This is a genomic window from Vogesella lacus, from assembly GCF_979366295.1.
In genome coordinates this window covers 90679-104113 of the sequence record NZ_CEETQT010000010.1, presented here as the reverse complement: position 1 = coordinate 104113, position 13435 = coordinate 90679, and the positions used below count along the sequence as shown (strand labels likewise).

Below are 13435 nucleotides of genomic sequence, written 5' to 3'. Positions count from 1 at the left end.
GAAATGAAATGCCGCTTAGCGGCGTGAAAGATCACCGGCAAATGCTGGCGGTCCGAAGCGGTTTACAGCACAGGTATACAGACGCCACCATCGCCAGCCATCTGCTTGCAGCAATTCGGCAAATATCGCCACGCTGGCGGCTTTGCTGATCGGGATTTCTGCGCGAAACTGACAAAGTGAGTCATGCACGAGGCTCGCTCGACCGGTTTGCGGCCAACCATCTGCCAGCGTCGGTCCATCAGGCGTGCCCAGCCAGGTTCCAATAACAGGTAGGCGTACTGCGGGGCTGCAGCCATCCCAGGCATATCCCGCCTGAATCGTGATCAGCCCGTGCTCAATACGCACCCAGTCGTTATAAAAAGTAATCCCCGCAAGAAGCGGGGATCGGTAGGTAAAGTCGGCAGTGAGCCGATAGCGCCATGGCGGCGTGGCCGCAGCGATCATGCTGGTACCTCCGGCCAACCTTCAGCGGCGTTGATTGTGTGCAGCTGGTCGCTGGTCGCTGCCGAGATCTGATCTTCGAGAGCTTGCCGGCGGCCGATAATTGCACCTGATAATTGCGCATAGGCGTGAGCCTTTTCCAGCACGCGGCCAGCTAGTAGCAACAGCGGTACATCGCGAGCCGAGGCAATGGCTGTCAGTAGTGGCGAAGTAGCGTGGGGGTCACGTTGCAATCGCTCGGCCTCCACGACTTGTGCTGGCCAGCTCTGAATCTCGCCTTGAGGGTACTGTGCCGAAAGTGACTGAAGGAGTGTGGAAGCTCGGGCATTAGTCAGTGTCAGCAACTGATGGCGATATGCGGCACTATCGGGTACCGGTGCAAACCACTCATCGCCGGTACATTGCCAGCCAATACTGACATGAAGTGGCGCAAGAATGAAACCATCTTCAGGGTACGGCTGCTGTTGCACCACAATATTGTTTGCCAGCAGTACCCATTTCTCTTGCTGCAACTCAGTAAAAATCGGATCGCTCATGATAACTTCCTGATGGTGATGTTGGCGTAAACCTCGTTGGTAGAGGGAATTGAGTAGGGCAGCCCACCATTACCATAGCCGCCCCCCGCATAATGCTCGAGACGGATTACGCTGTTAGCTGTGAGAGTGAATACTCCTACCATCGTCGAAATTTGCACATTCATCCAAGGCAGCATTACCCCATTGCATAACACGGCGGCAGCGGTCTGGTTGAAAAGCCGTGTTAGCCACTTCGTACTACCAGATCCACTACTCTCCAAAGCATATGAGGCGGATATTTCGTAAGTCCCTGCCGGTAGCGTAATCAGTCCAGCGGACAATGAGGCACCGGCAATTCTGTTGAGTTTCACTGTGTTGATGGGGCGGGTTTTCCAGGTGTCACTGGTGAACGCCGTGCCGTTTGTACCACTTGCATACTCTTCAGTGAGGTACATAACGGGCACACCCACCAGCAGAATGCTTTGTAATGCAGCCCCGGCGCTATAGATCAGTCGTGTCTCACCGCCATACAGTGACAGGGTTGCCCCGCCATCGATTGTTTCCGTGCTTGCCGGATCCAGCGCGATGGTTCCAGCCCCCGTATTGCGTACATAGCACCACCATCCGGCCCCCAGCGTGGCCACGGCAGAAAAGCTGAGGGTGAATGTACCGGTGGTGATGTCGATCAGGCGGCCACAATCGGCTGCGGCCAAGGTTGCCGCGGCTGATCGAGGTGAATAGACAATACGGCTCGGGATCGCAGCAATCGCTTGAGCAACGCGGTCCGGAGTCATGATGGCATCGACGACCGTCCCGGCTTCTGCCTCTGCTTGTGTCGCTTCGCGCAGTGATGCCGGTGCCAGTGATACTGTCCAAGCAGCAAATGTACCGGTGCCGATCGAGAGGGATACTGATACTGTCAGTGAGCCGTTTGTGGTGTTGTATGCCGTGACTTGACCGACCATGTACGTTGTCGGTGTAGCTGTGACCGCAATGACAACAAACTGGCCGACTACTAGCGCCTTGCCGGTCTGAATGGTCAGTGTTTTGCTACCGGAGCCCATTGCCAGGCTGGTTGCTGAGGTGGCGTTGGTTCCCGGTGCATTAACTGCAGAAAGGGCGCTCGCTGCGGCCGCATCGCGATGAGTTAGAGCTTGAGATACCGCAGTCGCAATTGCAGATTGTCTGGCTCCGATGTCTGTCATTGTGTCGGACAGCATGGGCAGCAGCCAACGAGTGTGGCCATAGTTATCGCTGCCGCAAAGGTCACGCCCGGTTGGCGATCCGGTATCCGAGTATGTATTGCCGTTAAGAACGACACTTGTCATCAGGCAATCCTTTCTATGATGGTGAATTGTTTGCCATACCGATCTGTGCCGGCGTGGTTGATCTCTGTGGTCTGTTCGAGCCTGCCAAGGAAGCTGCGGCGGATACGATGCAAGATGTCATCGGTATCCGTTATGTAGTAGAGGTCACCGGATATGCCGAGCGTGCCATCCAGATCAAAAGCACGGCTCATCGCTTCGTCCGTCGTCAAGTGCGAGAGTCGGAAGCTGGCACGTCTGCGCCGAGCCTTTTGCCCAAAGAACTCCAGTCCGGCTTCCGTTTCTTCTACTGCCGTCTTGTCTTGCCACAGCAGCGAGCCCCCCAGATCGACATTGACAACGGGTTGCCAGGCATCCGCTACGAAGAGCATCCCGATCTCGACATAGCCGGCAGCATTGGCGGCATCATCAATCTCGACGCGCATGTAACGGGTGAGCAATAACGATGGCAGCTGCAAGGTAAAGTCACTGGGGTATTGCTGGCGCTCTTCATCCGTCAATTTGCCGTTCCACCAGTTTTCCGAGCGCCATGATTGCATCTGGATATTCCGGACCGGTGGCCAGGCGTCGAGCCAGCCACTGTTGTAGAGATCAGCGCCTCCGGCCGTGCTGCCCATTGTGATGCGTACGCGAGCAGCGATTGAAAAGGAATGGTTCACCAGTGCGATGAACGACACTGCCCGCAATCGTTGCAAGTCAATATCAAAACGGGTGGCGGCAAGTGACAGACTGGCTGATCTGGCTACTTCGCCCAGCGGCCGCGTCAACAGGCAAGTTACGGGTGTTTGCCAGCTGCCACCGGAAACTACGGCGGTTGCGGCGCGATTCGGGTACGCGATACTGATCGTGCCCATTTTTACCCCCAAAGTCGTAAGGTGATTTCGCTATTGCCGTCGTTGCGGGTGATGCCGATGACGCGTAGTAACTTGCCGGCAGCTAGCCCCCATCGTGGCCAGGTCAATTGCACCGTTTGGTTAAGATCGATTGAGGTTGTTTCCGGCATGGCGTCAAGGCGGACTTCGTACAGCTGGCGGCCGGCATACAGAGCCAAGCGCCTTGCTGCTTCAGCTTCGGCGTCGGCTTTCATCTGCAGTGCAGTTGTCACGACATGCTCGGGCGCATCCGGCCACGCGGTCTTACGGCTAGTGTTTTCGCTTACGACCTGCCGATACTCCTGCGTGGTGAACGTTGCCCGGGTGGCACTGCCGGACGCCAGATCTGATGCTGTCTGAATCGTCCAGCAGCGTGCATAGCCCAGTTGCACGCGCCACACCGGCAACCCGCCGTCCTCGTCCTCCGTCGCCTGCAGTGTCACGGACTTGATCTGCCACGATTGCAGCACCACGTCTGGAACGGCTGCAGGGGCCAACAGCTGGGCAAAGCACAGGGTGCCGGTTGCATTAAAAGCTGCGCTGGCACCGATGCTGCCCAGTAAGTCGGCAATCACCTGCAGTGCGGTTTCCTCATCCGTTACATATACGCCGACCGGTGCTGTAATTGTGGTCACGCTAGACGACACGGTGATCCCCATCGCGCTGGCTACTGCTGCTGCCAGCACCCCGGCTTTTGTTTCGGCAGTAGATGAATCGACTGTCAATTCACGAGCGGGGCTGCTGCCAGTGCGAACATAGGTGCCATCGGCTGCGCTGTACACGCGATATTGGCCTGCGCCAGGGGCGGTCGCTTGCAAATCGGACAGCGTGCTGTAAACCGCACCAGCCGTCAGCGCGGCACCACCGTCGTAAACCGCTGTGACAGCGGCGGCCTGATCGCTTACCTGATAGATGAGCTTTGAGGTATTGACCAGCACGGGCCTTATGTTGAGCACCGCTCCGATGACTCGAGGCTTACGCTGGCCCTTGAGGTCATCCAGACCTTCGAGTCCATTAGGCAAAGCGTTATTGCCTGAGTACTGAGCTGGTAGTAGTGGCTTTTGCAGTGCGGCCAACCTGTCAGCCAGTTGCAGCTGAATGGTCTTGTCGTCTGCGGTGATGCGGGTAACTTGCGCTGCGCCTACTTGCATCCACGCCGATGGGTATGGCGTTCCGGGCTCCCCACTGTACAAGCGAACAGTTCGCGGCGCGTAGCCAAGCAGTTCATCAAGTACACCATCCACATTGCTCAAGGTGATGACGCCTCGCCCTGGTGCGACAATTCCGAAAGTGGTTGCCCGGTCGAATAAATCACGACGAAAAACCTGTAGACCCGCGGCCAAACGGCCATCAACAAAAACATTGCCAGGGTTGTCAGTCGGTTTTGTCGTGAAGGGCAGGCCGGATGTATAACGGCGGGTTACCAGCGGCCCCGTCGGCAGCTGATACAGATCAATTTCCGCGACCAGAACAGGCATAAAAAATCCCCGCCACATTGCTGTGACGGGGCCAGTGGGGTTGATTAAATACGCTCAGCGACCGCGCGATCCAGCGATGTCGACAGCTTGCTGCTCTGCGTCAGCTGTACTCGTGCCACGGCCTCCGCTTGCAAGCGACTGGCTGCCGCATCTGCCGCATTTTCGGTGCGCAAGGCAGCCACCTCCGCACGCAATGCTTTTACTTCGGCCACTAGCGCGGCATTGTCTACTCGGCCAAATGCACGCCAGTCGATGGACTGGATCGTGCGGTTTTGCTCTGCAGTCAGTACGCCTTCACCGTAATGCAGCTCAGCGATGTAACCATCCTTGCCAACCTTTTTCAGGCCATCACGGTGACTACCGTCGATCAGCTGACGTTTCAGCCAGGTTTCCGCTGCGGTCTTGTCCGCGCCCGATGCGCCACCGATGAAGTCCTTGATAAAGCGGTCTGTATCGATGTCACCGACACCATACTTGCCGGACTTGATCTGCTGTTCCCAGTAATCTGCACCGGCAACGTCACCTGCAGTGCTACGGCCCAGAATTTGCTCGAACGCCTGATAAACGAGATTGGCTGGCGCTTCATAACCCAGCTTGCCAAACCCAGCCCCGTTGACGGTGCCTGCACTTGGATCGTACTGCAGTCCACCGGAGGTGCTTCCACCGGTAACGGGTGCACCAGTTCCACCGGCCGAACCGCTCTTGGCTGCGTAGTAGGCCTTGACCGCGTCGGCCAGACTTTCAACCTCATCCTTGAGATCGACAATACCGTCAACCATACGCTGCATGGCCGTCAGGGATTGTTGCTCAAGACTGATCTGTGCACGGGCAGATGACTCCGCAGTCAGCAGTGCTGCCTGTACGGTTGCAAAGTCTTCGGCATACGCCGCCGCACTGGCGTTGTAAGCACGAGAGGCTTCGAGATACTGCTGTGCGATACCACTGAGCTTGTCTTGCGCTGACTGGTCACCGGCAAGTGCCTGACTGCGAGTCTCATCAAACAGGCGTTTAGCCTGCTGATATTTTTGCTCGGGTGACAGCGTCGACAATTCCCCCAGCTGCAGGCTGTGGCGCATATCACGCAGACTGTCTGCATAGCTTGCGAGCCGATCGATCAGCGCCGCTTTTGCCGAGGACTCGCGGTCGTAGGCCTGCTCGACGCGACTGCTGTAGTCAGACAAGCCCCTGGCTTGCTCTGTTACGCTGGCAAATGCACCGGCCACGCCCATGAGTTTTGCGAAAGCTTCTGTGCCGGCCTGACCAGTTGCCTGCAAACTGGTTGCGAGTTGTCTGAATTCATCTCGTGAGGCAGGTAATTGCAGATTCACCTTGGACAACTCGGCAGCAATCTCCGACATCACAGCTGCCCGGCGTTCCTCTTCGGGCACGAATGCCGAATAGTAAGCACCCAAGTTGGACGTGAGGTTGTCGACACCACCTGACAGCTCTGCCATCCGTTCCTTTGCCTCCAGCGTCAGTCCCGAAAGGGTTGGGAAGACTGTTGCTAGTTGGCGGAATGCAGTCTCGATCTTGCCGATTGTCTGGACACGATCAAGCGCAGCCTGCAGGCTTTCTTCGCTGGCAGTGGCGACATCGATACTCGATAGAACCTTGGCCAGTGCGATTGGCAGGTCGGACTGCTGCAACGCGGCGACGAGTAGTCGGGATGCTTCTACCTTGACACCTTCTTGTGCTGACGTAACGCCACGATCAAGGACGCTGTAGATCGAGCGGCCATCGGCACCGTATAGCGCGGACTTGACGCGGTCGCCGGCGCTGCCTTGTGGGTCAGAGTCGAACCCCAAGCCGAACTGCAGCCCCTTGGCGCTGCCGCCCAGCGACACGGCCATGCCGATATACTGAGCCTGCAGCTGGCGCACAGTATCGCGCAGCTGGCGGTCTGACTCACCCGGCGTGTAAAACTCATCGCGCTGGCTACCCGTCCAGCCCTCGCCACCGGTTTTCGGTCCACCCTTGCCGCCGAACATATCGTCAACCATGCCGCCGATCTGGCCCCCGATGGCAGCGCCCATCGGCCCGCCAAACCACGCGCCAATAGCCGTGCCGGCGGCGCTACCCCAGCGGCCTTGCTCGACGGCCTTGATGCCGTTGTAGGCTGCCATCACATAGCCAGCGGCCTGCGCATATTGGCCAACGGTGCTGGCTGCTGATTGGCCAGATTGTAGCTGCCCGGCAATATCATTCATGCCAGCTGAACGGTAGGCCTCGGCAGCTGTTGCAACCTCACTAGCACTTAGACCATAGCCGGCACCATAGGCCGACAAACCAGCGCTCCCTGATAGGTTGCCGAACTGGTTGAGTAGACTGCCGATGCCGCCGGCAACATTGCCGCCGAAGCCACTGCCTGACCAGATGGATTGTCCGCCAGTAACTGACTGACCATTGAATGCCTGGTTGATCGCGTTGCTTACCGGCTTGGTTACAAACTCGACAACCGGACGCAATACCATCGTCTTGAAAGAGGCTTCAAGCATATCGGCAAAGTTATCGGCGAAGTCTTTGCCGTTATCAAAGCCGCGCATCAAGCCATCGGTCAGGGATTGACTGATCTGGTCAGAAGTTTTCTGCCAGTTCTCAGTGGCTTTCTGCACTGCCTCGGCAGCTGCATCACGCATATCCTTGCCGCGCTGCAGGTCAGCCAGCTTGCGGCGCTCAGCAATTTCTCGCTCGATCTGCTCGATGACGCCCTGGCGGGCCTCGCCGGACTTTTCAAGCGCCAGGCGCTCTTCAGCTTTTGCCAGCAGATAGTCTTGCACGCCCGCCGCCGACAGGCCGTAGGTGTCAGCCTCTTGCTGCAGGGCTTTGACTTGGTCTGCGACACGCTGGTACGCCTGGTAAGCAGCATCAGTCGCTTCTTGCTGGCGGCGAGTATCTGCTGCTGCAAGCTCTTTGGCGGAGGCGGCCATGTCCGCAAACAGCTTTTGCTGCACCTTGAATGCATCAACTTCTTTGGCCAAGCCAATGAGGGTGGATTTCTGACCCTCAGACAGCCGCTTGTAGCGCTTGTCGGTCAGATCCATGCGGACCTTCTCGGCAACCGTCAGCTCTTGCTCTGTCATCAGCTGCTTGCGCAGGCTGCGTTCCATGTCGCCATAAGCATCGACAGCTTGTTCTGCCAGGCGGACGCCACGGTTATTTTGTTTTTCAGCAAAACGTTTGCGGATGTCAGTCAGGATTTTATCCTGATTAGCAGCGCTGACTGGATTGCCGGCCGCCGCCGCTGCGGCGAAGTCGCGGCCAGCTTTGGCCAGCGCCTTTTGCATCTTTTCGCTTTTGCTGGCGGCGCTATCCAGTGCTTTTTCTATAGCGATGGCAGCCGCCACACCGTCCTTGCGCACCTGCTCACGCTCGGCTTTACGCGCTTCATCTGTCGCGAGGCGGCGCTGATCGGAAGCGAGCGCTTCGCGTTGCACCTTGAGCGCCTCGATTTGCGAGCGATAGACCACGGCGCGGGATGGCGACTCGCCCAGACTGGCAATCTGGGCATCCAGCTTGGCGATCTGCTGGCCTATCGTCTGCTGGCGGCCAATACTCAGCATCGCGTCCAGCGCTTCCTTGGTCGCGCCGGCGATGGCATTCCAGCCACGCTCGATGGTGCCGAGATTGCCGGCCATTTCGGCAGTGCGCTTGGCCAGCAGGTCTGCATACGACTGCTGGGCCAGCTCTGCCGCTGCCGTCTTGTTGCCTTGCTCTTCCAGCGCGTTGATCTGCTCGTACAGGCCGGCAGTCAAAAAGCGCATTTCTTTATCAAGCCGCACGACGGCATCAGTCGGGTCTTCCGCCAATGCGGCGAAGTTCTTGGCCAGATCTTCGATGGCGACGCCACTGACTTTGCTGTAACCCACTACGGACAGCGCGAACGACTCAAGATTCTGGCCGGCCACAGCACCGGTGCTGGCCAGCGCGGCCAAGGTTTCGGCGGCCTTGGACTGGGTGCCGCTGACCTCGTCCATGCGCGCCGCCATATCGGCCATGGCATCCCCGGTGACGCCGGCCGCGCCATTGGTCGTAATCAGCGCCTCGTTATAGGCGCGCATTTCGCGGGCACCGGCTTCATGCGCCAGCACCAGCGCCCCGACCGCAGCGGCTGTCAGGGTAAACGGATTGATCAGCCCCAGCACATACTGGCCCATGGCGCGGGCAGCGGGGCCGATACCGCCGAACTGGTCTTTCAGCTGGCCACCCTGCTGGATCAGCACAAGCATCGGGTCTTGCCCCGAGGCCAGACTGGTGGCGATGTCAGTAAACTGCGCCGGCAGGGTGCGCATAGCCGCAGCCATTTCACCGGACGTCTGCCCGACTTGCTGCTGCCGGGCACTGACGGACTCGAGCTGGTCGAGATAGGGCTTGATCCGCGCCGGATCAATGCCGCGCTGCTGTGCCAGTGCCTCGTAATAACTGCTGGTTGCCTTGCCGCCAGCCTCCAGCATGGCAATCTGTCGCTGGATCGAGGTGACAATGCTGCGTGTGGCGGCATCAATCTTGCGGCCGGCCCCCTCGGCATCCGAGCCCAGCTTGGGCAGCGTGTTGCCAGTGCCAGCCTGGCGGCCTGCATCGCCCAGATCCTCGACACTACGCTTGGCGCGGCCGGTCGAGGACACGACTCGCGCCGATGCCGACTCGGCACCGGCACCGATCTGGCTGATACCGGCCGACGCTTCGGCACCAGCCTGGCGGCCAGCCGTGCCCAGCTCGGTCAGCGCGCCTTCGACCTTGGCAATCGTGGCATCAACGCCATCGGCGCGAGCATCAATCTCGATGACACCCTTGGCAATTGCACCGCCTGCAGTCGACTCGGACATAGCTCACCTCATGGCAAAAAAATACCCCGCGCAAGGCGGGGCATGTGTAAACGGAATTCGCGACGATCAGGGCTTGACGCCGTGCACCTCTTCGTAACGGCGCTCCATGGCTTCGCACGCCTCAGCGACAAAAGCACCCGTCGCGGCGCTATTGGACTTGCGCGACTGCTCTTGCCAGCACAGATCGATAGCGGCGCGATCTTGCGAGCGCTTTTGCGCGGTAGGATCGCCCGACACTTTGAATGTGAACAACAGGAAGCCACCGGCCAAAGCCAGCGACAACCAAAGCAAGGGCCGCTTTTTCTTGGGCGGCGGGCGACGCCAGCCGCACTTCGGGCAGCAGGCGGCCGAACTGGACACCGGGCCGGCGCACTCGGGGCAGTCAAACAAAGCCATAACGATTTGGTCCCTGGTAATTAAATACGCCAGCATACAGCATGACAAATCACTCGCGCGACTCCGCCATGACCTCAAGCGCTTCGCGCTCCATGATCTGGATATCGCCTTCCAGCTGGTCGTACTCAGCCGGCGACAGCGGCAGGCGGTCCATCATGCGGTACAGTACGTTGTAATCCAGACCGGTGGCACCCCCCATGGCAATGCGCCACTGGGTGGACAGCCGCAAAAAGAGCTGCACGGCCGGCCAAACATCCGGCCAGACTTCGACATACTCGTCATCGTAATCGGCCGCCGTCAGACCGAAGGCGGCCAGCTGCGCGGCATCCGGCGAGCGCTCGTAAAGGGCGCGCGCCGCCGCCATCAGTTTTTTGTGCGATGGCCCGCCAGGCTGGTCAGATAGCACTGCCAGATCGCAATGGCAGCATGATGGTAGTTTTGCGTCAGCGTCTTGATGTGCTTGGTCTCGAACGGCTCGTCCAGATCCCAGCCGATTGCCACGGCCTGCACCAGCGCGACATCATCCATATCCTTGACTTCGTCACGCACCAGCGATTCCTTTTCATCGCGGGTGCGATGCTTGAAGGTCACCTCGATCTGGGCAACCTCACCACCCGGCACCGGAATCTCAACGGTTTCGGTAAATGTCGGGTCTACTGCCAGTTTGAGCTTGGCCATGCTTTATCCTTCCGATGGGAGCAGCCCCGCGCAGGGCGGGGCTTCAGGTTGATCAGTAACGAGTTGGGTCGCCAGCGATGGCTACATCCAGCTTGTTGGCCATCACGTTTCCCTTTTCCACCGTGGGAATGCCGGAGAAGCTCACATAGCCAAAGAAGTAGATTTTTGCGCCACTTTTCAGCACGAGGCGGAACGGTAGCTGGCCACCTTTCAATGCTGCTGCTTTCAGCTGAGCGTAATGCGGCAGACTGTTGTCATCAGCGATGCTGACCGAGGCGGCCAGTGCACTGTAGCCGGATGGCAGCTGGAGTTTGCGTGAGGCATCCAGCAAGTCGACCTCAGTGTTTTCGCTTTCACCGCCGGTAAGCGAGAACGCCAGAACGTTAGGCACGCGCGCCCAAGCGGTTACTGGGGTAGCTGTACCTGCGCCCTGGCCGGCCGGAAACAGTACTGTGTCGGTCGTATTCGTCGCGGCCAGCTTGAAATTGTCAGCGGCGGGGGCGGTGCCGACCTCATAGATGGAACCATCGATCAGATCCCAACCACTAGACATGATGACGGCACTGCCGGCGGTAAAGCCGTGGGCGAGGGCGTTGACTACGCCTTCTGTGGCGTTCGAGATAGCCGTTACCGTTTTGGCCGCCCCCAGCGTGCCCAGCTCAAAGCGTGCGCCATCTGGCAATTTGATAGCCATTGTTTTTTCCTTTCAGAAATGAAGAAAGCCGCTCGAAGGCGGCTTGTCAGGCGATGACCGGCAGGTCATCCAGTAATAAGGTCAGCTTGTGATCGGCAATGCTGCCGGGTGACCAGCCACCATCACTCATCTGAGGTATCAGTGCGGTGAAGTATCTTCGACTGCCATCCGGCTCCTCGAGGCAATAGGCGCGAGCAGGCTGCAGCCAGCCCGTGCGCAACACCGCCTGTCCGGCATCCTGCGTGCGCACCAGCTCGAGCTGGATTTCGCTGGCCTGCATTTCGCCATAGCGCACAATCGGATAACTGCGGCCGGCTACCGGCGCGACGAGTGGCTGGCACTGCCAGGGCATGTCTCCGACAGTGCGAATGCCGGCCACGCGCAGCCAGTCCAATGCAGCAAATGTGGCAGGTGTGCGATCGGATGGCGTCTGGGTGCTGATATAAAGCCGTGTTCTACGTGTCGATTTCACTCGCGTACTCCCAGATAGATATCTTGCTGGCAGCCATAAAGCGGCGTTACCGGCTCATGCATGGCTACCATGCCACCAGCCAATTCGGCACCGAGTGCATCCGTAGCGGCTCTGATCAGTTGCCTGTGTTTGGCATTGGCTTCCAGCCTGCTCGCGGCCCAAGTAATGATCTGTATGCGAGGGCATTCAGTACTGCCGGCGCCTTCAAGCGTGGCAATTGCTCGGCCGCCGACTTGTTGCCATGTGGCATAAGGTAAGCTGGCGTCAGCAGGGGCAGTGTCGGGATAAAGTTGTTCTGCAATCAGCGGAGAGAGTACTGCGACCATGTCTGCTTCACTCATTAGTCCTCCCCCCGTACTCTGGCGGCTATCCGTTTCAAACCAGCCTGTAGTGCGTCATCGATTTTTGCTTCATAGGCAGGGCGAAGATAAGGCTTGGCTGGTACCCAGACTGGCTTGGCAAGTGCACCTGGCTGATCGTAGATAGCCGGGTCAATCACGCCGGGTATTTTGTTCTTTGCATGGGGTTTGGATTTGGCTTTCATGGGACGGCCGTTGACGATTTTGTTGTAACGCCAGTGGCCGAATTCGATGTGATGCCAGTGTTTTGCCGTCTTTTTGTTCACACCAACGTGGTACACCTGACTGCCAACTGAGGACGCACGATCCCAATAGCGGTAGATGGATTGCTTGAGGCGCCCTGACTGCTCGGGTACACGCTGGATGATTTCATCCTGAAGCACTCGGGCCGCGGCCGCGGCTCCAGAGCGTAGATAGTCGCTTTGCAGTTCAGCAGCGAAATCGTGCAACGCCCCACGGAGTGCAGCGGTATCCAGTTGGATTGAAAGATGGTTGGCCATCCTTACTCCTTCGCTTCGGTTACGGCCAGATCGATAAACTCGCCACCGCTGACAGGCAGTATTGCCTTGATGTTGTAGGTCGATCCCTGGAATCGCACACGCATGGCAGTGGTTACTGTTCGCGCACGGATACGGATACTGCCAGTAGCCTCCGACGTTTCCTTGTCTGCCCGCACAAACTCGCGACCGCTGATGAAGCGCACATCTGCCCAGACGGTCGCATGGTCGATCCAGGTCTTAATGGGCTGGCCCATGCCATCACGGCCGTTGGGCGTGTAGGCTTGCAGATTGATCTGTTTGTTCAGTGTCATCGCTATCCCCACGTGCGCAATGGATCAAGCAACCGATCCAGAAATGGCGACACCGTCAGCGCGCGCTCGTTGGCCGCCTCGGGGTGGTTAATCCAGTAGCTGGTCTGGGCGACGATCCACTGTTTCACAGACTTGGGTAGGACTGTGCCGTAGCCAGCGCGATAGATCACCCTTACGCGCGTGCCGGCCTTGGCCGCCAGCGCGGGCGCTGGTTCGTTCGTTCGCGCCAGCACGACCTTACCGTCCATGCTTAACAGCGGTTCGTAAATGTTGGCCGCAGCCGGTACCCAGCCGGCTCCGTCGTGGTATTCGATGCTGGTCAGTTCAATGAACGGCGAGGCTTTCAGAGTGACCTCCCGATCCCAGTCATCGAGCTCGGCACGCCACATCTGTGGCATCAGGCAGCGTTCGGTTTCGTGCTCAGCCTGTTCGCGCGCGGCAGTGATGTACATCGGGATCAGGAGGTCAAAAGCAGTGATGTCCGCATCGATGCGGGCGCTGACCTTCACTTCGGCCAGCGTCACCGGTTCGGCAGTCGGCGCCGTCAGCAGAGTGTCGGTCAGCTTCATGT

15 protein-coding genes are annotated in these 13435 nt (G+C 58.7%); all 15 read right to left on the bottom strand.

The window, feature by feature from the left end:
• Positions 1 to 15: 15 nt before the first annotated feature.
• The gene (locus tag ACZ9W6_RS13840) at positions 16 to 444 is read right to left on the bottom strand and encodes a hypothetical protein (protein ID WP_465191750.1); all 429 of its coding nucleotides are present in this window, start codon (positions 442 to 444) and stop codon (positions 16 to 18) included.
• On the bottom strand, positions 441 to 977 hold the full coding sequence (locus ACZ9W6_RS13835) for a hypothetical protein (protein ID WP_465191749.1): 537 nt from the start codon (positions 975 to 977) through the stop codon (positions 441 to 443). The genes ACZ9W6_RS13840 and ACZ9W6_RS13835 overlap by 4 nt, the downstream gene beginning before the upstream one ends.
• Positions 974 to 2284, bottom strand: coding sequence for a hypothetical protein (locus tag ACZ9W6_RS13830; RefSeq protein ID WP_465191748.1), 1311 nt, complete (start codon positions 2282 to 2284; stop codon positions 974 to 976). The genes ACZ9W6_RS13835 and ACZ9W6_RS13830 overlap by 4 nt, the downstream gene beginning before the upstream one ends.
• Positions 2284 to 3135 (bottom strand): hypothetical protein, encoded by an 852-nt coding sequence (locus ACZ9W6_RS13825; RefSeq protein ID WP_465191747.1) that lies wholly within the window; start codon positions 3133 to 3135, stop codon positions 2284 to 2286. The genes ACZ9W6_RS13830 and ACZ9W6_RS13825 overlap by 1 nt, the downstream gene beginning before the upstream one ends.
• A 2-nt stretch (positions 3136 to 3137) precedes the next feature.
• Complete coding sequence (locus ACZ9W6_RS13820; RefSeq protein WP_465191746.1) at positions 3138 to 4631, bottom strand: hypothetical protein; 1494 nt, start codon at positions 4629 to 4631, stop codon at positions 3138 to 3140.
• A 44-nt stretch (positions 4632 to 4675) separates the two neighbouring features.
• Positions 4676 to 9454 (bottom strand): phage tail length tape measure family protein, encoded by a 4779-nt coding sequence (locus ACZ9W6_RS13815; protein ID WP_465191745.1) that lies wholly within the window; start codon positions 9452 to 9454, stop codon positions 4676 to 4678.
• Positions 9455 to 9520: 66 nt separating this feature from the next.
• The gene (locus ACZ9W6_RS13810; RefSeq protein ID WP_465191744.1) at positions 9521 to 9850 is read right to left on the bottom strand and encodes a hypothetical protein; all 330 of its coding nucleotides are present in this window, start codon (positions 9848 to 9850) and stop codon (positions 9521 to 9523) included.
• 49 nt (positions 9851 to 9899) lie between these two features.
• Positions 9900 to 10214 (bottom strand): DUF1799 domain-containing protein, encoded by a 315-nt coding sequence (locus tag ACZ9W6_RS13805; protein WP_465191743.1) that lies wholly within the window; start codon positions 10212 to 10214, stop codon positions 9900 to 9902.
• On the bottom strand, positions 10214 to 10528 hold the full coding sequence (locus ACZ9W6_RS13800) for a phage tail assembly chaperone (protein ID WP_465191742.1): 315 nt from the start codon (positions 10526 to 10528) through the stop codon (positions 10214 to 10216). Before ACZ9W6_RS13800 ends, ACZ9W6_RS13805 begins: the two co-directional genes overlap by 1 nt.
• A 52-nt stretch (positions 10529 to 10580) precedes the next feature.
• Entirely contained in the window at positions 10581 to 11222 is a 642-nt protein-coding gene (locus tag ACZ9W6_RS13795; RefSeq protein WP_465191741.1) for a phage tail tube protein, read from the bottom strand.
• Between the two features lie 46 nt (positions 11223 to 11268).
• Positions 11269 to 11694, bottom strand: a complete 426-nt coding sequence (locus tag ACZ9W6_RS13790) for a hypothetical protein (RefSeq protein WP_465191740.1) — start codon at positions 11692 to 11694, stop codon at positions 11269 to 11271.
• Positions 11691 to 12035 carry a tail completion protein gp17 gene (gp17, locus tag ACZ9W6_RS13785; RefSeq protein ID WP_465191739.1) on the bottom strand — a complete coding sequence of 115 codons (345 nt, stop codon included), beginning with the start codon at positions 12033 to 12035 and terminating at the stop codon, positions 11691 to 11693. Before gp17 ends, ACZ9W6_RS13790 begins: the two co-directional genes overlap by 4 nt.
• Positions 12035 to 12553 (bottom strand): HK97 gp10 family phage protein, encoded by a 519-nt coding sequence (locus ACZ9W6_RS13780; RefSeq protein ID WP_465191738.1) that lies wholly within the window; start codon positions 12551 to 12553, stop codon positions 12035 to 12037. The genes gp17 and ACZ9W6_RS13780 overlap by 1 nt, the downstream gene beginning before the upstream one ends.
• Positions 12554 to 12555: 2 nt before the next feature.
• Entirely contained in the window at positions 12556 to 12864 is a 309-nt protein-coding gene (locus tag ACZ9W6_RS13775; RefSeq protein WP_465191737.1) for a phage head closure protein, read from the bottom strand.
• Between the two features lie 2 nt (positions 12865 to 12866).
• Positions 12867 to 13433, bottom strand: coding sequence for a head-tail connector protein (locus tag ACZ9W6_RS13770; protein ID WP_465191736.1), 567 nt, complete (start codon positions 13431 to 13433; stop codon positions 12867 to 12869).
• Positions 13434 to 13435: the final 2 nt, after the last annotated feature.